This window comes from Rhizobium sp. TRM96647, assembly GCF_025780115.1.
Classification (GTDB): domain Bacteria; phylum Pseudomonadota; class Alphaproteobacteria; order Rhizobiales; family Rhizobiaceae; genus Mycoplana.
The window spans coordinates 567,540-586,771 of the sequence record NZ_JAOXHF010000002.1; the positions used below are offsets into that span (position 1 = coordinate 567,540).

Below are 19,232 nucleotides of genomic sequence, written 5' to 3' on the forward strand. Positions count from 1 at the left end.
CCGGCTAAGCTGGCGCCATCCGTCGCGGCCGGAGAACAGGGCACGTCCCCTCTCCCCGCTTGCGGGGAGAGGGTTAGGGTGAGGGGCAGCCGTGGAGAGAACAGGGTGAGGGGCAGCCGGGGCAACAGGGCGAAGGCCGTGCCGCGCCTGTCGCCGCCCCTACAGCGCCGCCACGCGCCCGTCGGCCGAAAGCGGCTTGGCCTCGTTGAGGTCCTTTGCGATCGAGCGCAGCAGCCTCGTCACGCCGACCGAGAGCGAGCGCGGGCGCACCAGGGCCGGAAGCGCGTTGTCGGGCTGCTGTTCGGCGGCGGCGGTGGCTGCGCCGGGCGCCTGCGGGCCGGGCAGCGGGTTCTCGATGCCGGGGATCGCGCGCAGTTCGATGCCCTGGTGGGCGTAGTCCATCAGCCGCTTGAAGGTCATCGCCGGCAGCGAGCCGCCAGTCATATTGTTGGTCGAGGTGTAGTCGTCGTTGCCGAACCAGACGGCGGTCGTGTAGTTGCCGGTGTAGCCGACGAACCAGGCGTCGCGATAGGCCTGTGTCGTCCCGGTCTTGCCGCCGGTGACGATGCCGCCGTTGAGCGCCGCCTTGCGGGCGGTGCCGTTGACGGGGATGTTGACGAGCATGCGGTTCATGTCGGCACTGGCCCGCTCGGAGAGCACGCGCCCGGCCGGCGACGCGTCGCGCGAGAAGTCGTAGAGGATGTCGCCGTCATAGTTCAGGATCTGGGTGATGCCGTGCCGGCGCGACTGCACCCCGCCCGCCGGAAAGACCGCATAGGCGGTCGCTTGGTCGAGCACGGTGACCTCCGAGGTGCCGAGCGGCATCGTCTTGTCGGTGCGGATCGGCGTCTCCACCCCCATCGCCTTCGCCATGTCGGCGATCGCCTCGGTGCCGAGATAGTCCTTGGCGAGCCGCACCGGGACGGTGTTGATCGAGCGGGCGATCGCCGTCATCATCGTCACCCGGCCGGCATAGCTGCGGCCGTAGTTCTGCGGCGACCAGCCCCGCCAGGTGATCGGCGCGTCGACGATCGTGTCCTCCGGCGTCTTGCCCTTCTCCATCGCCGCCGCATAGGTATAGACCTTGAACGACGAGCCCGGCTGGCGCAGCGCCTTGGTGGCGCGGTTGAACTGGCTTTCGCCGTAGTCGCGCCCGCCGACCATGGCGCGCACCGCCCCGCCGTTCTCGACCATCACCAGCGCGCCCTGCTTGACGTGGAAGCTCTCGCCATACTGCCGCAAGCCTGTCTCGACCGATTCCTCGGCCGCCGCCTGCAGGCCGGGGTCGATCGTGGTGCGCACGATCAGCGAATGCTGGGCGAAGGGGCGGGCGATGCGCTGGACCTCCTCGAAGGCCCAGTCGAGGAAGAAATCGGGCGCGGTCCGCTCCTGCCGGTCGATGACGCTCGCGGGATTCCGCCGCGCGGCGATCACCTGGCCCTCCGACATCAGCCGGCCCTGCACGAGATTGGTCAGCACCTCGTTGGCGCGGGCGCGCGCCGCCGGCAGGTTGACGTGCGGCGCATAGCGGGCAGGGGCCTTGAACAGCCCGGCCAGCATGGCGCTTTCGGCGAGATCGACATCGGTGATGTCCTTGCCGAAATAGAATTGCGAGGCCGCCGCCACGCCAAAAGTGCCGCCGCCCATGTAGGCGCGGTCGAGATAGAGCCTGAGGATCTCCTTCTTCGACAGGTTCGCCTCCAGCCACAGCGCCAGGAAGGCCTCCTTGATCTTGCGCTCGATCGTCCGCTCGTTGGTGAGGAACAGGTTCTTGGCGAGCTGCTGCGTCAGGGTCGAGCCGCCCTGCACGACGCCGCCGGCGCGCGCGTTCTCGGTCATGGCGCGGGCAAGCCCGAGGAAATCGATGCCGAAATGGTCGAAGAAGCGGCGATCCTCGGTCGCCAGCACCGCCTTGATCAGGTGGTCCGGCAACTGGTCGACCGGCACGGAATCCTCGTGGATGATGCCGCGGTGGCCGATCTCGTTGCCGTAGCGGTCGAGGAAGGTGACGGCGAAGTCGCTCTGGTTGCGCCAGTTGCCCTTGGTCTCCTCGAAGGCCGGAAGTGCCAGCGCAAGCAAAAGCACGAAGCCGGCGGTGCCCAGGTTCATGCCTTCGCCGAGGATCTCGAACACCGCCCGCTTCCAGCCCTTCGTCTGGAAGCGGCGGAAGAAGATGGTGATCTCCTCCCACAGTTCGGCCAGCCGGAAGCCGGCGTTCCAGATGGTGCTGTCGATCCAGCTGTCGATCCGCAGGAGGATGTGCCGCCGGCGGCGGCGCGGCTTCTGCTCGGGCCCCGGGGCGTCCAGACGGTCGTCCATATGGTCGTCCTGCACGGCGGTTCATCCTCATGCGCGCGCGCCCGGGGCGCGCGATCTCATAGAAACGATATCAGGCTATCGCCACCGATAAAACAACAGGGTTTCCGATCCGTTGCGGCCGCGTTCACGTTGTCGCGAAGGCTTGCGCGCAGGACACAGTGGGGTGGACAGCGGCGTGAAGCGGCAGGGCCGGAAAGCAGGTTCCGCAGGCCCGTTCTCGCCCGTACGGGCGCTTTTGCTTGACCTTTTCGCCCGCGGGGTCCAGTGGACGGGAATGAGCGCGAAGAACGAGGTGAAGAAGGCCCCCGTTGCCGACGGTTCCGGCGACGATGCGCCCTTCTGGCGGACCAAGACGCTGTCCGAGATGTCGGACGGCGAATGGGAGAGCCTGTGCGACGGCTGCGGGCTCTGTTGCCTCAACAAGCTCGAGGACTGGGACACTGGCGAGGTCGTCTGGACCTCGATCCGCTGTCAGCTGCTCGACGAGCACAGCTGTCGCTGCAAGGACTACGAAAACCGCCAGGCGACCGTGCCCGACTGCATCCGCCTGACGGTGAAGTCGGTGGCCGAGATTTCCTGGCTGCCGCCGACCTGCGGCTATCGCCTCGTCCGCGATGGCCACGACCTCTACTGGTGGCACCCGCTCGTCTCCGGCGATCCCGAGACGGTGCACCAGGCCGGCATCTCCGCCCGCGGCCGCACAGTGGATGAAGTGGGCATCGACGTCGAGGACTACGAGGACTATCTCGTCACCTGGCCGCTGGAGGTGGGCAAGGCGGCCAAGCGCTAACCGCGGCAGTCTCCGTCGTCCCGCGCCGCCTGCCAGCCGCGGTTGCGGTCCTCCCGCAATGCCCGCGGCGATCACGCAAAAGTCATCGCGTCCATGCCATTCGTCATCTTCGAGCCCTAGAGCGGTCACGGGCGGCTCCTATCTTTCTTCCCGTAGGGACGAATGCCAAGGAGAAACAGAATGATAACCGATATTCATCAGACCCGTTCCGGAGGATTGCGCAAGGCGCTGGTGCTGGCGCTCGCCCTGCCGCTGGCGCTGCCCATGGCCGGTGCCGGCGCGCTGCCGGCGCTGGCGCAGGACGCAAGCCCGCCGCCGGCCGTCTCCGGCGAGCGCGGACCGGACATGTCGAAACGGGAAGCCCGCATGGATCGCGGCCACGGCGACCGCGGCGGCATGGGCCACGACCGTCGTGGCTACCGGCACGATCGCGACGGCGACCGGGACCGCGACCGGGCCCGCGCCCATCGCTGGCACCAGCAATGGTCGGGCGAGCGGCTGGCGACGCGCCTTGCCGCAGCCGAGGTCGCAGCCGGCATCAAGACGTCCCAGCTCGACGCCTGGCGCAGCTTCACCGCGGCCCTCGTCGATTTCGCAACCCCCATGCCGCATCGCGGCCGCCCCGGCGGACCGGGCGGTCCCGGCGAGGGGATGCCGATGGAAGACCGGATGGACGATACGAGCACCGGCGACACGCCGGCCGTCGGCCAGCAGGCGGCTCCAGGCGATGCGGGCGATGCGCCCGCAGCCGGCACGGGCGAACAGGTCACCCGTCCCGATAGCCCCCGCCTTGGCCGCAGCCGGCCCTCCGGCTTCGATTTCCTCGACCGGGTGATCCTGCGCGTGGAGGACCGGGCGGCAAAGGCCGAACGGCTGAAGACGGCCAAGAGCGAGCTCGAAGCCGTACTGGAACCGGGCCAGCGCGAGATCATCGAGCGCTACCTGACCCCGAAGCGCGGCCACGGCAAAAAGCGCTAGCCACAGGCCCGGCCGCCGGGTCACAGAGACGACGGATCGTGGCGGGGCGGCATGCGCGAAGTGCGCGGCACCTCCGCCCCTCATTCGCCTGCCGGCACCTTCTCCCCGTGAACGGGGAGAAGGGCGATGCCGCGACGCCTCCATCCCCCTCTCCCCGCCTGCGGGGAGAGGGTCGGGGTGAGGGGCGGCACGGGGTGTGGGGTGAGCGGCAGCGCGGGTGCGGGGTGAACGTCGATCCGAAGATGGGCCGCAAGGAGGCGATGCACCGTCGGCCTGCAGCGTTGTGCCTGGATGCCTGGTGCTGCAGGAGCCGCAGAAGCGGGCCGCAGGCGGCTTTTCCTCGCGTCAGAACGCGTCCCGCGCCCGGCTTCGCGGATCGTCGCTCCCGTTCTGCCGGTAGATCCCGCCCTCCCGCGCCAGCGCCCGCCAGGGGCGCGCCTTCCGCAGCACCGTCTCGTAGGCCGGGTCGTCCCTGTCGAGCACGGCGGTCGCAATCGCCGCCTCCGGCGCCTGCGGCCCATGCGCCGCCGTCTTGCCGTCCGGGCCGAGGATGCCCGCCGGGCTACGGTCGCCGACCGTCTGCGCCGGCGTGGCGGCGCTGATCCAGAGGCAGTTCAGGGCCGCATGCGCCCGAAGCGCGATCAGGAACCGCACGGGGATGCCCCAGGACGAAAACAGCACGGCATCGACGCCTTGCCGCTCGTAGCCGGAAAACACCTCGAAGAACTGCGCCTCGATGCAGATCGCGCAGCCGAAGCGGTAGCCGTCGACCGCAAAGGTGACCGGCTCGGTCCCGGGCGTGTACCACCCCTGCAGTTCGCTGTTCGACAGGTAGCGCTTGTCGTAGCGGGTGAGGAGTTCGCCGGCATCGGACAGAACGTAGAGGCTGTTGTGCGGCGGAAAAGCGCCCGAGAGCCGGTGCGCGCCGCCGACGACCGCGAAGATCCGCAGCCGCCGGCAAAGGGCGGCGATCGCACGCAACTCGGCCTCCTGTGCCGCCCAGTCGAAGCGCGTCCAGGCCTCGGGATGGTCGATCTGGGCCTTGGCATAGCCCGACAGCGCGCCCTCGCAGAAATGGACGAGCCGTGCCCCTTCCTCGGCCGCCGCCGCGATCATGCCCCGTATGGCCTCCCCGTTGGCGGCGAGGGAGGTGGAAACGGCGGTCTGGGCTGCGGCGATCTTCAAGGCGGGCGTCTCCTGTCTGCGCGAGTCGCATTGTCGATGCGAACGCTGCGACATGAAACCGGAAATCGCGCCGGCGGACGATTGAGGCCGGAATGCCGCCGGCGGCCGGGATAGCCGCGTAGGAATGAAAACCGCGCGCGACTGCCTTGCCGCCCCACCGCCGTTGCAGGCCGGGATCGGCGCTGCCCGCCGTTGACGGCCGTTGGCGTTCCGGGCTAGCCCAATGCAGGAACCATGCGCCGGGACCACGCGGCCGTGCATTGGGCGTTTTGGAGCAAGAGGCATGACGAAACGGGACAGCTTGAAGGCGCGCCTGCGGCAGGCCGAGGCGCTGCGCGAGGAGGGACGCTTCGAGGCGGCGCTGGAGATCCTGGAGGCGATGGCCGCCGACCCGGAAAATGGTGCGCTCGGCCCGGCCACCGTGCTCGGCCTGCCGCGGCCGCTGCACTCGGCCTTCCTCAAGGTGGCCAAGCGCCGGAGCGACCCGGTCGCCCGCATCGGCTACCAGCACACGCTCGTTCCGCCGCCGGGCCTGCTTGCACCGTTCGGCCGCTTCACCTCCGGGGAACGCCGCGCGATCGCCGAGGCCGGCCGCAAGCCCGTCCCGCACCTGCTGCACCAGGTCTGGATCGGCACGGCCGCCCTGCCGGCGGCGACTGCCGCCTGGGCCGACCATGCCGCGCGGCACGGCTATGAATACCGGCTCTGGCGCGAGGCCGATCTCGCCGCACTCGGCATCGACGCCCATCCGGTCTTCGCCGCGATGCTGGCGGCCGGCGACCTGCCGGGCGCGGTCGATGTCGCCCGCTACCTGATCCTTCAGCGCTTCGGCGGCATCTATCTCGACTGCGACTGGTATCCCGCCCGCCGCGATATCCCATTCCATGCCGTCCTGCCGCTCACCGGGCTTTCGGTTCTGGCGGAGGATATCCCGCGCGACACCGGATCCGGCAGCCTGCTTCTCGCCAATTCCTTCATCGCCGCTCCCCCGGGCCATCCCGCCATCAGCCGTATCCTCGAAGCGCTTCCGCAGGCCGCGGCCGCCCTTCCGGGCGCGCCCGCCTGGTGGTCCACCGGCCCGCTGCTCTTCACCGTCGTCTGCCGCGGCGGCGCCGTCACGATCGCCGACGCCGCCCTCGTCGCCGGCACGCTCCCCCGCGGAGCGCCGGTCGAAGACGTGCTCGCGCTGTGCGACGAGGCCGAACGCACCGACGGCGGCCTGCTGGTCGCCTGGAAGCCCTGGTAGGAGCCTCGACGTTCGTCCGTGCCGACGGGATGGATCGCGACGCCGCCGCAATCGTCCTTCTCCCCGCCTGCGGGGAGAAGGTGCCGGCAGGCGGATGAGGGGCGCCCCGCTGCCACCATACGGCACGGAAAAGAACATGCCCCTCACCCCGCAAACGGGAAGGGAGAGGGGCGAAGCGCCGCTATGAAGCAAGGCCATGCGGCTGATGGAGTGGAGGACGGATGCAAGCGGTGGGAATTTCCAGGCAGGTTCAGGATACCGTCTCGGCGCTTTCCGAACTTTTCGAAGATGCGCTTCTCGGCATCTATCTGCATGGCTCGGCAGTGCAGAGCCGGTTGCAGCCGCAAAGCGATGTCGACATCCTCGTGATCGTCGCAGGACCGGTGACGGAATGCCAGCGCCGCGCGCTCGTGACTGCGCTTCTGCGCCTTTCAGGGCGTCATCCCCGTCGTGACCCGGAGCCGAGATGTCTCGAGGTCATGGTGTTCGACTTCAACGGGCAAGGCATGCATCTCTATCCGGCGCAGGCGGAAATAGTCTATGGCGAGTGGCTTCGCGATGCGTTCGAGACCGGGGAGACAGCCGGCCCGGCGAGCGACCCCGAGAACACCATCGTCCTCGCGCAGGCGCGGGAAAATGCGATACCGCTGTTCGGTCCCGAAGCCGTCGAACTGCTCCCCGAAGTGTCGGCCGGTGCGATCCGCGCGGCCATGCGCGAGGGCCTTCCCGCCCTGCTGGACGGATTGCAGGGAGATGAGCGGAACGTCTTGCTGACGCTTGCCCGGATGTGGCGGACATCCGAACACGGCGACTTCGTCTCGAAGGATGCCGCCGCCGCCTGGGCCCGCCCACGGCTTCCAGGGCGGCATGCCTTGATCCTCGACCATGCGCGAAGGGCGTATCTCGGTGAGATCGTCGATACATGGACCGACAGGCAGGCGGCTGCGAGATCGGCTGCGGAACATATGCGCGGGCAGATCGCCCTTCTGCTTTGAGGCGCCCGCAGGGACGGCGGAGCGCTACCTAACTCTCACCCCGCTCACTGCACCAGCGCGCAGGCCGCCTCGTCGCGCAGCACGTCGATGCAGTCGGGCGAGCGGCGGAAGTCGTCGTAGTAGAGCGTCCACTGGCCGGCGCCGGCGGCGCGGTAGGGGCCGAACTTGAAGTACTGGTTCTCGCCGAGGCCGTGGTCGTTGTGGCCGATGAAGCCCTTGGCGGTGACGATCCACTGGCCGTTGGCGAAGAGTTCGACGCGCCCGTCGCCGTCCGGGCCGGGATGGGAATAGACGGCGAAGTCGATCCAGCCGGAATCGGGGGTCGGCAGCGGGTTTCCGTGACGGGTCAGGATCAGCTTGTCGGTGCAGCCGGGAAAGACCCCGCCGTCTTCCACGGGCCGCCATTGGTCGTCGTGGGCGATGAGCGAGCGCATCTGGTTGGCCTCCGGGCGCAGCCAGACCGGCGCCTGGCCGCCCGCGCAGGTGGCGATGCCGCCCTCCGTGGCGGCCTCGGTTCCCGGCTGGTAATTGCTCTCGATCGTGGCGAACAGCCGGCCGTTGTCGAGCCGCAGCGCCAGGAACGGGCTGAAGTCGCCCTCGGCATCCGGGCCGATCTCGCGCTTCCACTGCGCGATCAGGTAGCGGTGGTCGTCCTGCGGGATCGGATCGCCGAACTTCACCGCAAAGCCGAACCAGACGCCCTTGTCGTAGGGCACCCGCAGCGCCGTCTCCTCCCAGATCTCCGCCCTCTCGCTGCAACCCTCGCTGTCGGGCTTGCACAGCGGGCGGACGCTGAGTTCCAGCGCGCCGGTGCCGACCTTCTTCTCCACGCTCTGGAAGGTCGCCGTGCCCGCCTTCTGCTCGGCATTCTTGCGATAGTAGAGGCCGCCGGTCTCGGCAAAGCCGGTGCCGTCGAAGCCGTCGTGCAGCTTGCGCGAGGCGGCGTCCTCGGCCGCCGCGGGAAGGGCCGCGCCGAGAAGGACGGAAACGGCAAGGAGGCGGCGGATGAGGGGCAAGGTCATGGCGGGCTCTCTGTTTGGGTGCTTCGGGCGGACTCTCTGGCGGACGCATGGCGGGCCGGACAGCACACAACTAGCGTAAAAATGGTTTTCGGCCTATCAATTTCGCGCGAGGATCGCTTCCGGATTTCAAGGCGTTAGCGAGGCTGCGGCCGTCACGGCGGCTTCCCTTCGGCGCCCGATGGCTCTAAACCGTGGGACATGAAGATCGCCTTCCATGCGCCGCTGAAATCGCCGGACCATCCCGTTCCCTCCGGGGACCGGCTGATGGCGCGGGTCCTGATCGAGGCGCTGGCGCAAGCGGGCCACGAGGTCACGGTCGCCTCGCACCTGCGCAGCTTCTCCTCCGACCCGGACGGCGCGGGGAGGGCGGCGATCGAACAGGCGGCGAGCGCGGAGGTCGCGCGGCTGACGGCGCTCTGGCAGGCCGGGGGGGCACCGGATGCCTGGTTCTGCTACCACCCCTATTACAAGGCCCCCGACCTGATCGGCCCGGAACTCGCCCGTCGCTTCGGCTTCGCCTATGTCACCGCCGAAGCCTCCTATTCGGCGCGCCGCAACCAGGGCCAGTGGGCGGAGAACCAGCGGCGGCTGGCGCAGACGATCGGTGCGGCGGCGGTCAACATCTGCCTGACCCGCCGCGACCGCGACGGCCTCGCTGCCGCCATCCCGGAGGGGCGCACGGCGCTGCTGCAGCCCTTCATCGACCCGTCGCCCTACGTGGCCGTGGAGCCGGCCCCGCAGCCGCATGCGCTCGTCACGGTCGCGATGATGCGGCCCGGCGACAAGATGGAGAGCTACCGCATGCTGGCGGCAGCGCTCTCCCAGCTTCAGCACCTGCCGTGGACCCTTTCTGTCGCAGGCGACGGCGCGCTGCGCGGCGAGGTCGAGGCGCTGTTTTCGGCGGTGGAAGGCGGGCGGATCGTCTGGCACGGCGAGCGCGGCACTGCCGGGATCGCGGCCCTCCTCGGCGCGTCCGCCGTCTATGCCTGGCCGGGCACCGGCGAGGCCTACGGGCTCGCCTATCTGGAGGCGCAGGCGGCCGGCTTGCCGGTCGTGGCCCAGGCGACAGCCGGCGTGCCGGAGGTGGTCCGCCACGGCGTCACCGGGCTGCTCACGCCGCCGGGCGACGTGGGCGCCTATGCCGCGGCGCTGGAACGGATGCTGACGGAGGATGCGGTGCGGCAGGACATGGCCCGTGCCGCCCGGCGCTTCGTTGTCGAGGAATGCTCGCTCGCGCGCGCCTCGCAGCGCCTCGACGACATCCTGCGCCGGTACGTGAGGGGACACGCATGACAGATCGCATGAACGATGCAGGGATGGCGGACGCCGCATGGGCGCCGCTGGAGGATGAACTCGACCGCTGGGCGCGCGCCGGGCGGGTCGCGCGCTTCTGGCTTCGCGACGACGACGCGGTGGAGCCGACGGCGGCGCTCGAACGGCTGCTGGCCCAGTCGGCCGGCCATGCCGTGCCGGTGGCGCTGGCGGTCATCCCCGCCTTCACCGGCGCGGCACTCGCCCGCCGACTTGCCGCTGCCCCCGATGCCGAAGTCGCGGTGCATGGCTGGTCGCACGAGAATTTCGCCCCGCCGGACCAGAAGAAGCAGGAACTTGGGCCCCATCGGCCGGCCGAGGTCGTGCTCGCCTCGCTGCAGCGCGGCGCCTCGACCCTGGCGAACCTCTTCGGCCCCCGCTTCGTGCCGGTGCTGGTGCCGCCGTGGAACCGCATCGATCCCGCGCTCGTGCCCCGTCTCGGCGGCATCGGCTTCCGCGCGCTGTCGGTCTTCGGCCCGGAAAGGAGCCTCGGCCTGCCCGCGGTCAACACCCATGTCGACGTGATCGACTGGCACGGCACGCGCGGCGGCCGGGACACCGGCGTTCTCGTCGGCGAAATGGTGGCGCGGCTGAAGGCGCTCGAAAGTGGCAACGAGAACGGTGAGGGCACGCTCGGCCTTCTCACCCATCACCTCGTCCATGACGAGGCGGTCTGGCGCTTTCTGGACGGCCTGTTCGCGCGGACGGCAAGGCATCCGGCCTGCCGGTGGAACCGGCTCTCCGAGATTGTCGGATAGGCGCGCCCTGGCGCAAGCGTGCCGAGATCGGCTTACGCGTCGATTGCGACCAGCTCCAGCACCTGCCCGTCGCGGGCGGAGAAGGCGTTCGGGAATTCGGCCGCGGCCTGCCGGTCGATCTCCTGCAACTCGGCGTCGGTGCGCCAGGGGGCGTGGTGCATGAAGGCGACGGCCTTGGCGTTGGCGGCCCGGGCGAGGCGGATGGCCTGCTGCCAGGTGGAGTGGCCGTAGCCTTTGAACGTCTCCATTTCCGCATCGACATAGCAGGCGTCGTAGATGAAGAGGTCCGCGTCCCGGATCAGCTTCAGCACTTCCGCGTCGAGGACGCCGGGCTCGTGTTCGGTATCGGTGATCACCGCCACCGCGCGGCCGCCCCATTCGACCCGGTAGCCGATCGCGCCGCCCGGATGGTTCAGCTTGCCGGTCTGGACCGCGATGTTCTCGCGCGGTGCGAGCACGTCGCCGGCGTGGAAATCGCCGTAGTTCAGGTGCGCGCGGCACACCTTGGGCCCGACGGGGAACCATGGTGGGCTCATGAATTCCTGCACCATCTGGCAGGTGGACATCTGGCCGGCAAGGTGCCCCGACCAGATCTTCACGTCGCAGTCGGGGTTGTAGAGCGGCTTGAAATAGGGAAGGCCGATGATGTGGTCGTAGTGACAGTGGCTGAAGAACAGGTCGACCTTCTTCGTCCCTTCGGCCTTCATCGCAAAGCCCGCGGGCGTGATGCCGGAGCCGGCGTCGAACAGCAGGACCTCGTCGCCGCAGCGCATTTCGATGCAGACCGTGTTGCCGCCGTAGCGGCTGAACTCTTCGCCGGAAACCGGAATGCTGCCGCGCGTGCCCCAGAACTTGACCGACAGCACGCCCTTTGCGCCGTTACTCTGCCGGAGCCGGCGGGGTCCTGCGGTCTTCTGGTTCGAATGCGGCGGCCTTCCAATCATGTTCATGTCTGCCTGACCTCTTCCAGTTCGCCCGGCAAGGCGAAAGTCCTAGAATGTCGGATGCTCGACCCGGCCCTTTGCGCTTCGGTCATCCCCGCGCCCGACACACATTATATGGGGTGTCGGTGCGACGTTTTTGACCCTGCGCAAACCGCGACCGGAATATCGGATCCATTCGAGCATTCGTCGCACTAACCTTCCATAGTTTCCGGTTGCACCCGAGGCACGGTCGGTCTCCCAAGCGTAGCGAATATGAAACTGTTTTGCGAGGACGAAGTTCGCACGCGGGATTTATGCCTTTCCGGGGCCGAAACCGCGTCCCGCGCGTCCTTCTCCGGCCTCCCTCTGAAACGCACGACTTCGAAAAACGTTCCCGGCCTGCCGGAGCGCGCCTGGCGCCCGGTTCTCGCATGCGCAAATGGGGCGGAAAATGCGTCAGTCGGATTTCCTTGCGCGGGCCCGCTCGTCGGTGAGTTCCATCGTCGTGCGGCTCAGGCGGCTTGCCAGCTCCCGCATGATCTCGATGGTCATCTCGGGGAAATCGGTCAGAAGCTTGAGGAAGTGGTCCTTGCTGATGCGCAGGGCTTCGAGGTTGGTGCTGGCCTTGACGGTGGCCGTTCGCGAGACGTCGCAGAGGATGGCGATCTCGCCGACGATCGAGTTGTTCTCCACCTCGGCGACCTTGATCTGCCCGCCGGGCGCTTCCACCAGGATATCGGCGCGGCCGGTGAGGATGACATAGGCCGCATCGCCATTGTCGCCCTGCCGGAACAGGATCTCGCCGGCGGCGTAGTGCACCCTGTCCGAGGTGAAGGCGAGAAGCTTCAGCTTCGTCGGATCCACGCCCGAAAACAGCGGCACCCGCCGCAACATCTGTACCTCGTCCTTCAATAGCATCGTCTTCGTCCGTCCCCTCGGTCGTCTGGCATTTTAGCCATATTATGACATTATGACACCAATTCCCTGAATGTCGCGTTGTCCGCAAGTTCGGCGTGCTTGCCGTCGCCGACGAGCCGTCCCTTGTCGAAGATCAGCACCCGGTCGAACAGGTCGGTCAGGGTCGTGTTGGTCAGCACCCAGATGATCGAGACGTCCTTGTCGTTGTTGTCGCGCACAAGGGTCAGGACATTGCGGCAGATCTGCTCCTGGGTGCGTCCGTCGAGCGCCGGCAGCGGCCGGTTGAAGATGTAGTAGTCCGACCGGCGCAGCAGCGCGCGGGCGAGGTTCAGCTTCTGGCGTTGCACCTGGGTGAGCCTGCGTCCGCCGGCCCCGAGGTTGAATTCCAGGCCGATCGACAGCACCTGGTCGTAGAGGCCGGGCTCGCTGAGGAGTTCGATCACCATGGTGCGCACCCGCTCCGGCCCGTCGGCGTGGCGGTGGCTGACGCGGCCGAACAGCACGTTGTCCATCAGGCTGGCGGACGCCATGTAGCTGTGCGGATCGTAGCGGTCGATCGCGCCCTTCAGGCTCTCCGGCAGCCCCTCGTGGAAGGCGAGCCGGACCTCGACGATCGTCTTCATCAAGTCGTCGGTCAGAAGACCGAAGCGGTGCCGCGGCTCGATATAGGCGAAGCTGAGGCGGATGATGTTGTGCTTGTCCTCGTCCGTCGTTTCGGCGAAATCCTTGCCCTTCAGCTTTTGCAGAAGCTGCTGGTACATCGGGATGTCGTCGGGCGTCATGAAGGTCAGTTGCTGGAAGAACGGATGGTCCGGCGGCAGCCCGGCGAAGAGCTCGACGGCGTTCTCGGCGATCTCGTAGCCCATCTGGTAGAGCATGCGGTCGAGGCCTGCGCGGCCCACCACCTCGCGGAAATAGGCGTTGCGGCCGATCGCCCGGCCGACCAGCTGCTCGCCGAGGGCGGTGCCGAACAGGAGGTTCTCGCCGACGGTGGCCTCGATGTTGTAGCGGTCCGGCTCGAACGGCACGACGAGGTTGGAAAGCCCCGCCTTGTCGAGTTCCTCGCGGAAGGTGTGGCGCAGCTTGACGATATGGGTCGTCAGCTCCTCGTGGGTGTGCGGATCGACCGCCGAGCGCAGCGCCAGCTCGAGGATGTCCTTGGTGAGGTAGACGCTGTCGAGCACGGAGACGACCGAGGGGAACAGATCCTCGGGCCCGGTGGCGCCGGCGGCCTCGTAGTCGATCCAGTCGCTCTCGATGTCGTGGTCCGGATTGCCGGCCATCCGCGCCTCGCCGACCTCCCATTTGCGGAAGTTGGCATGGGCGTCCTCGTATTCCGGCTCGCGCAGCGGCGCGTGCTTGAGGCTGTAGAGCAGGTTGTCGCGCAGCGTGCCGAAGAAGAAATAGGCGTCCGAGGAGACATAGGTGATGCGCCGCCCGACGACGGATTCGGGCAGGCCGAACAGGTCGGCGTCGCCGAGCGCGATGCGCCCGCTCTCCGGCCAGACCGAACGGCCGATCGCTTCGGCGAGCGCGTCGCCGCCCGCAGCCGCGCCGCCGATGATGGCGGCATATTCGCCGCGCGGGAACTGCACCGAGACGTGCTCGACCGTGTGCGCGCCGCTGTCGTCGGCAAGCGTCAGGTTGGCGACGGCGAGCGCGCCGGCCAGCGGCGCGACCTTGTCGGTCGAAAGCTCCTGCAGTGCGGGATCGATGAGGCTGTCGACCTTGAACTGCTCGACCACCTGATTGTACTTCACCTGCACGTCCTGGCGCGCCTGGTCCCAGTCGATCAGCTCCTTCAGCGGGCCGGGCAGGTCCTTGTAGGCGGCGATGACGGCCACGAGCTGGCCGATGTCCAGCCGGCCCTGCAGCGCGAGATAGCCGCCGATCAGGTAGAACAGGAACGGCGTGACGGAGGCGAGGAAGTTGTTGATGAACTTGACCAGGAATTTCCACTGGTAGAGGTCGTAGCGGATCTTGAAGATCCGCCCGAGCCGGGCGGCGATGTCGGCGCGCTCGAAGTTCGAGGTGTCGTAGGCGTGGATCGTGTTGACCCCCTCGACGATCTCGCTGACGCGGCCGGCAAGCTCCCGCGCTGTCAGCTGCCGTTCGCGGCCGAGCACCAGCAGCCGCCGGCGCATGCGCGGGATCAGCACCGCCTGCACGGCGACGATGATGCCCGCGATCATGCCGAGCCAGACGTTCTGGACGAAGATGAAGAACAGCGCGGTGGCCGCCTGGCCGCCGAGCAGCGCCGGCGCCACGAAGGCGTCGCCGGTGAAGCCGCCCATCGGCTCCACCTCGTCCTTGATCATGCTGGCGATTTCGGCGCCCTTGATGCGCTTGAACTGCGAGGGCGGGAAGCGCAGCACCCGATCGACCAGCTCGAAGCGGATGCGGCGCAGCAGCCGTTCGCCGAGGCGGCCCTTGTAGGTATTGATGTAGAGCTTGAACAGGCCGTTGACGACCACGAGTGCGAGAAACACCATGCTCAGCGCGATCAGCATCTGCAGCCGGTTCAGCTCGATGCCGGGGAAGAACACAACGTTGCCGAAGACGGGCAGGGCGAACTCGATGCGCATGAACAGCTGGCGCGCCGCCTCGCCCTCGAAGCCCTGGCCCTGGATCGGCCCGTTGACGATCTGCTTGGGCAGGTCGAACGAGAGGAAATAGGGGATCATCGAGGCGGCGACGACGAGCAGGATCCACAGCTGCTGCGGCCGCGTGTGTGTCCAGATGTAGTGGGTTAGGCCTTTTTCCATGAACCGATCAGACCGTGGAGAAAACGGGGACCCGGACGCTTCGAACCCGGTGGGGCGGGGAATTCGCATCCGTATTGAATGAGCAACGCGCCAGGGCGACGTCGAACTGCGATATAGTCATCATCGGCGCTCCAGAAAAGGCCGGCCCGCCCGGCACGGACCGGTTTCATCGCCCGGATGTTCGTCTGTTCCTCCGCCGCAGGCACGCGATGCGATTTGCTGCCTCGATGATGCAGTGAAGATCGTTTTGGCTTTGATTGCAAGGCCGTAGGCGGGGATTGCAACGTCAGGGGCAGGGAATCGCAGGTGGCATCGGGCGCGGGGCGGGCGGCGACGTCAGCGTGCGGCGCTGTCCCGCGCGAGCCTTGTGACCGCGGCGCCGGCGACGAGACGGCGCAGCAGCGCTGCCGTCCCGGCCGCCCCGTCGAGATCGAGCGGCGGCATCGGCTGCGCCGGACTGTCGAGCGCCGCGCTGATCGCTTCGGTCAGGCTCTGAGGCGTCAGCGCCCGCTCCGCCACGACACGCGCGAGCCCGCGCTTTTCCAGCCGCGTCGCCCTTGCCGTCTGCTCGGTCTCGCCGCCGGCCGTGAACGGCACGAAGACGGCGCGGCAGCCGGCCCGCAGGATGTCGCAGACGGTGTTGTAACCCGCCTGCGAGACCGACAGGCGCGCCGCCGTCAGGAGGCTCGGGAAATCGGTGCGAAAGCGCACGACGGAGACGTTGTCCGGCGCTGCCTCCACCGTGGCGTCGAAGGCCGCCTGCGGCAGGTTGGGTCCGGCGATGACGCACCAGCGCAGCGCCTGTGGCAGCGTGCGGGCGGCAGCGATCGCCGCCTCGTTCAGCGCCGCGCCGACGGCGCCGCCGCCGGCCGAGACGAGGATGTCGAAGCGCTCTGCCGCAGGCTGCGGCGGTGGGGCGGCGACGAGGCCGGTATAGATCACCTTGTCGGCGATCTGGGCCGCCAGCGGAAAGCTGTCGTCGATGCGGGCGAAACCCGGATCGCCATGGACGAGGACGGCGTCGAAGCGGTCGCGGACCAGCGCCACGCTCTCCTCGTCGCGGCCGGGCTTGGCGCGCTCCTGCAGGATGTCGCGCAGCGAGGAGAGCACGATCGGCCTTTCCTCCATGGCTGCGATCTCGTCCAGCAGCGGGATCAGCTCGAAGCGGACCTGGCGGCGGCCGAAGGGGAAGGCCTCGATGACGACGACATCGGGCCGCGCTGCGCGGAAGGCCGAAAGCAGCGTCTCCCGCCGCCTCTCCTTGAAGGCGTCGTCGACCGGGTTGCCGCCCAGGTCGGTGAGGCCGGAAAAGCCGGCGTCGCCCGCAACCACCGCCGGCAGTTCGACATGGCGGATGCCGGGGCCGGGAAAGCCCGCGACCGGCGTGCCGCCGGTGACCATGGTGACGTCGAAGCCGTCCTCGGCAAGAGCCTGCGAGATCCGGCTGGCACGGGCGAGGTGGCCGATGCCGAGCAGGTGCTGGACATAGAAGAAGACGCGCGGCGCCCGGCCTCCGATCCCCTCCATCAGGCGGCCCGCCATTCGTTCTCGAACAGGTTCTTCAGCTGGCGGATGCTGACGTGGTGGTCGAATTCGGAGCGCACGCGCCGCTCGGCGGCCTCGCCGAGCCTTTGCCTGAGCGCCGGATCGCGGATCAGCCGTTCGATCGCGGCCGCCAGCGCCTGCGGGTCCTCCGGCGGAACGACCAGGCCATTCACCCCGTCCTGCAGCAGTTCGGGAATGCCGGAGATATTGGTGGAGACGCAGACGAGCCGCTGGCTCGACGCCTCCACCAGCACGTTCGGCAACCCGTCGCGGTCGCCGTCGGCGGTGATGCGGCAGGCGAGCGCGAACAGGTCCGCCTGGCGGTAGAGCTCCAGCACGTCCTTCTGGTCCGTCGCACCCTGCCAGGTGATGCGCTCGGCGATGCCGAGCTTCTGCGAAAGCGCCTTCAGCTGCGGCAGGTTCGCTCCGCCGCCGATATGCACGAAGCGCCAGGAAAGATCGGCCGGCAGCAGCGTCAGCGCCTTGAGCAGGATGTCGTAGCCCTTCTTGTCCACCGCGCGGCCGACGCTGATGATCTTCACCGGGTCGCCGGCATCGGAGCCGTCGCGCGCCGAATGGCTCCCGGCAAACGGACCGAAGCGGTCGAGGTCGAGCCCGTGATAGGACAGGTGCACGTGGTTCCTGCCGTTGGCGAGCCCGCGCAACCGGTCGAAGCCGGTCTGGTTGCAGGTCACCGTCCAGCGCGTGTCGGAGAGCTTTCCGGCCAGCTCCCAGTCCGGCGAGGTCCAGATGTCCTTGGCATGCGCCGAGCAGGTCCAGGGGATGCCGTTCATCAGGCTTGCATAGCGCGCGACCGATGCGGGCGTGTGGATGAAATGCGCGTGCAGCCAGTCCGCCCCTTCCGGCCATTCGGTGCAGAGCACGGCCGCCTGGCCGAACCGGCGCACCCGGTTGGGCGTCGGGTCGCGGCGGAGATCCTTGAGGAAGGCGCGCAGCGCCGCGCCGAATCCGGGAAGCCGGCGGCATGCCGACAGCCCGCGCAGGACCCGCAGCGGCTCCTGGTAGAGATATTCGGGAAGGTAATGCACCGGCGCCCTGATCTCGTCATGGACCGGATGACGCTTGGCATCGGTCGGATGGCGCATCGAGATCAGCGTCAGGTCGAAGCCGACGCGCTCCAGGCCCAAAAGTTCCTGTGCGATGAAAGTCTCCGAAAGACGCGGGTAGCCCTTCAGGACGACGACGATTTTCTTGTTCGGTGTCAATGCGATGTCAGCCTTTTACGACGGTCAGCTGCGCGCCGGTCTCCTCCAGCAGATCGCTGACGATCTGGGAGATGTTGCGCAGGCCCTCGAGCCTCAGCGCCTGCGAGGTCTGCGACGGCGGCGGCCGGTGGACCAGTTCCCTCAGTGCCTTCGCCATCACCGGCGGCTGGCAGGATTCCTCCGACGACAGCATGCTGACCAGCCCCAGTTCGGCGGCGCGGGTGGCGCGGATCAGCTGTTCCTCGCGCGGGTTGACGCGCGGCACGATCAGCGCCGGCTTGTCGAAGGAGAGGATCTCGCAATAGGTGTTGTAGCCGCCCATCGCCACCACGGCCTTGGCGCCGGCGATCAGCTCTTCCATCCGGTTGTCGAACTCGATCACCTCGACATAGGGGATCTTCGCGCCCTTCTTCATGAGCTTCTGGCGCTGCTCGCCGGGCATGTAGGGGCCGAGCACGATCAGCGCCCTGTGCGTCAGGTCCGGGTCTTCCTTGTAGGCGTGCAGCACGTCGTGGATCAGCGAGGCGCCGTCGCCGCCGCCGCCCGTCGTCACCAGGATGTAGTCGCCCTTGGGTCGGTGCTCCGGCCCCGGCTCGTGCGAGACGCTGCGCTGCAGGAAGCCGACGAAATCCATGCGCCCGCGTACCTGCGAGGGCACGTCGAGCCCGATCAGCGGATCGTAGAAATCCGGTGGCCCGTAGACCCAGACACGGTCGTAATAGCGGCCGATCTTGCGCATCACGTCGTGGCGCTTCCACTCGGCGTCGAGCAGGTGCGGCGCGTCCATGACGTCGCGCAGGCCGAGCACCAGCGTCGTGCCGCAGGCCTTGAGATAGGCGAGCGTGTCCTCGACCTCGCCGCGCAGGCCCATCGGCTCCTTGTCGACGATGAAGATGTCCGGCTGGAAGCTCTCGGCAGTGTGGCGGATGATCGCCTGCCGCATCTTCAGCGTTTCCTGCAGGTCGATGTGCTGCTCCATCGACGTGTACTCGCCGTTGCGCAGCTTGATGACGCTGGGGATCTTCACGAAATCCACGCGGGCGCGATAGTCGAAGGCACCGGCGATCGGCGATCCGGAGATGATGAGGATGTTCAGCCCGCGGAAATCCTCGACCAGCGAATGGGCGATCGCACGGCAACGCCGAAGGTGGCCAAGACCGAACGTGTCATGGCTGTACATCAGAATTCGGGCGTCTTCCAGCCGTCGCGTCATCGCGCAGTGCTCATCGTACGGGTCAAGCGACCGAACTC

At 68.1% G+C, this 19,232-nt stretch carries 15 protein-coding genes; 6 read left to right on the forward strand and 9 right to left on the reverse strand.

Going from position 1 to position 19,232, the window contains the following annotated elements; translation table 11 throughout:
• Nucleotides 1-159: 159 nt before the first annotated feature.
• Nucleotides 160-2,319, reverse strand: a complete 2,160-nt coding sequence (locus tag OCK02_RS05705) for a transglycosylase domain-containing protein (protein ID WP_412178756.1) — start codon at nucleotides 2,317-2,319, stop codon at nucleotides 160-162.
• Nucleotides 2,320-2,593: 274 nt separating this feature from the next.
• Between OCK02_RS05705 and OCK02_RS05710 the strand changes: the two genes are divergently transcribed.
• Nucleotides 2,594-3,109, forward strand: coding sequence for a YcgN family cysteine cluster protein (locus OCK02_RS05710; protein ID WP_230803159.1), 516 nt, complete (start codon nucleotides 2,594-2,596; stop codon nucleotides 3,107-3,109).
• Between the two features lie 180 nt (nucleotides 3,110-3,289).
• Nucleotides 3,290-4,087: a hypothetical protein gene (locus tag OCK02_RS05715; protein ID WP_263811953.1), complete on the forward strand. Its 798-nt coding sequence runs from the start codon at nucleotides 3,290-3,292 to the stop codon at nucleotides 4,085-4,087.
• Between the two features lie 345 nt (nucleotides 4,088-4,432).
• Here OCK02_RS05715 and OCK02_RS05720 read toward each other — a convergent pair whose 3' ends face one another.
• The gene (locus tag OCK02_RS05720) at nucleotides 4,433-5,272 is read right to left on the reverse strand and encodes a carbon-nitrogen hydrolase family protein (RefSeq protein ID WP_263811954.1); all 840 of its coding nucleotides are present in this window, start codon (nucleotides 5,270-5,272) and stop codon (nucleotides 4,433-4,435) included.
• A 283-nt stretch (nucleotides 5,273-5,555) separates the two neighbouring features.
• Here OCK02_RS05720 and OCK02_RS05725 point away from each other — a divergent pair, with 283 nt between their 5' ends.
• Both OCK02_RS05725 and OCK02_RS05730 read left to right on the forward strand, forming a co-directional pair.
• Nucleotides 5,556-6,518: a glycosyltransferase family 32 protein gene (locus OCK02_RS05725; RefSeq protein WP_263811955.1), complete on the forward strand. Its 963-nt coding sequence runs from the start codon at nucleotides 5,556-5,558 to the stop codon at nucleotides 6,516-6,518.
• A gap of 230 nt (nucleotides 6,519-6,748) precedes the next feature.
• Nucleotides 6,749-7,513 carry an aminoglycoside adenylyltransferase domain-containing protein gene (locus tag OCK02_RS05730; protein ID WP_412178757.1) on the forward strand — a complete coding sequence of 255 codons (765 nt, stop codon included), beginning with the start codon at nucleotides 6,749-6,751 and terminating at the stop codon, nucleotides 7,511-7,513.
• 44 nt (nucleotides 7,514-7,557) lie between these two features.
• Here OCK02_RS05730 and OCK02_RS05735 read toward each other — a convergent pair whose 3' ends face one another.
• A complete protein-coding gene (locus tag OCK02_RS05735) occupies nucleotides 7,558-8,535 on the reverse strand; it encodes a polysaccharide lyase (protein ID WP_263811957.1) in 978 nt (325 codons plus the stop codon).
• Between the two features lie 198 nt (nucleotides 8,536-8,733).
• On the opposite strand from OCK02_RS05735, the gene OCK02_RS05740 reads away from it, so the two are divergent.
• On the forward strand, nucleotides 8,734-9,828 hold the full coding sequence (locus OCK02_RS05740; protein WP_263811958.1) for a glycosyltransferase family 4 protein: 1,095 nt from the start codon (nucleotides 8,734-8,736) through the stop codon (nucleotides 9,826-9,828).
• On the forward strand, nucleotides 9,825-10,604 hold the full coding sequence (locus OCK02_RS05745) for a polysaccharide deacetylase family protein (RefSeq protein ID WP_412178758.1): 780 nt from the start codon (nucleotides 9,825-9,827) through the stop codon (nucleotides 10,602-10,604). The genes OCK02_RS05740 and OCK02_RS05745 overlap by 4 nt, the downstream gene beginning before the upstream one ends.
• 32 nt (nucleotides 10,605-10,636) lie before the next feature.
• Here the strand turns inward: OCK02_RS05745 and OCK02_RS05750 are convergent, their stop codons facing one another.
• From OCK02_RS05750 to OCK02_RS05775, 6 genes are all read right to left on the reverse strand, one after another.
• Entirely contained in the window at nucleotides 10,637-11,554 is a 918-nt protein-coding gene (locus OCK02_RS05750; protein WP_263811959.1) for an MBL fold metallo-hydrolase, read from the reverse strand.
• 429 nt (nucleotides 11,555-11,983) lie between these two features.
• Nucleotides 11,984-12,445: a cyclic nucleotide-binding domain-containing protein gene (locus tag OCK02_RS05755; RefSeq protein WP_263811960.1), complete on the reverse strand. Its 462-nt coding sequence runs from the start codon at nucleotides 12,443-12,445 to the stop codon at nucleotides 11,984-11,986.
• A 50-nt stretch (nucleotides 12,446-12,495) separates the two neighbouring features.
• Nucleotides 12,496-15,210, reverse strand: a complete 2,715-nt coding sequence (locus OCK02_RS05760; RefSeq protein WP_263811961.1) for an ABC transporter ATP-binding protein — start codon at nucleotides 15,208-15,210, stop codon at nucleotides 12,496-12,498.
• A 336-nt stretch (nucleotides 15,211-15,546) separates the two neighbouring features.
• Complete coding sequence (locus OCK02_RS05765; protein ID WP_263811962.1) at nucleotides 15,547-16,752, reverse strand: glycosyltransferase family protein; 1,206 nt, start codon at nucleotides 16,750-16,752, stop codon at nucleotides 15,547-15,549.
• Entirely contained in the window at nucleotides 16,737-17,981 is a 1,245-nt protein-coding gene (locus tag OCK02_RS05770; protein WP_263811963.1) for a glycosyltransferase family 4 protein, read from the reverse strand. Before OCK02_RS05770 ends, OCK02_RS05765 begins: the two co-directional genes overlap by 16 nt.
• Nucleotides 17,982-17,988: 7 nt before the next feature.
• Entirely contained in the window at nucleotides 17,989-19,194 is a 1,206-nt protein-coding gene (locus OCK02_RS05775) for a glycosyltransferase family protein (RefSeq protein ID WP_263811964.1), read from the reverse strand.
• Nucleotides 19,195-19,232: the final 38 nt, after the last annotated feature.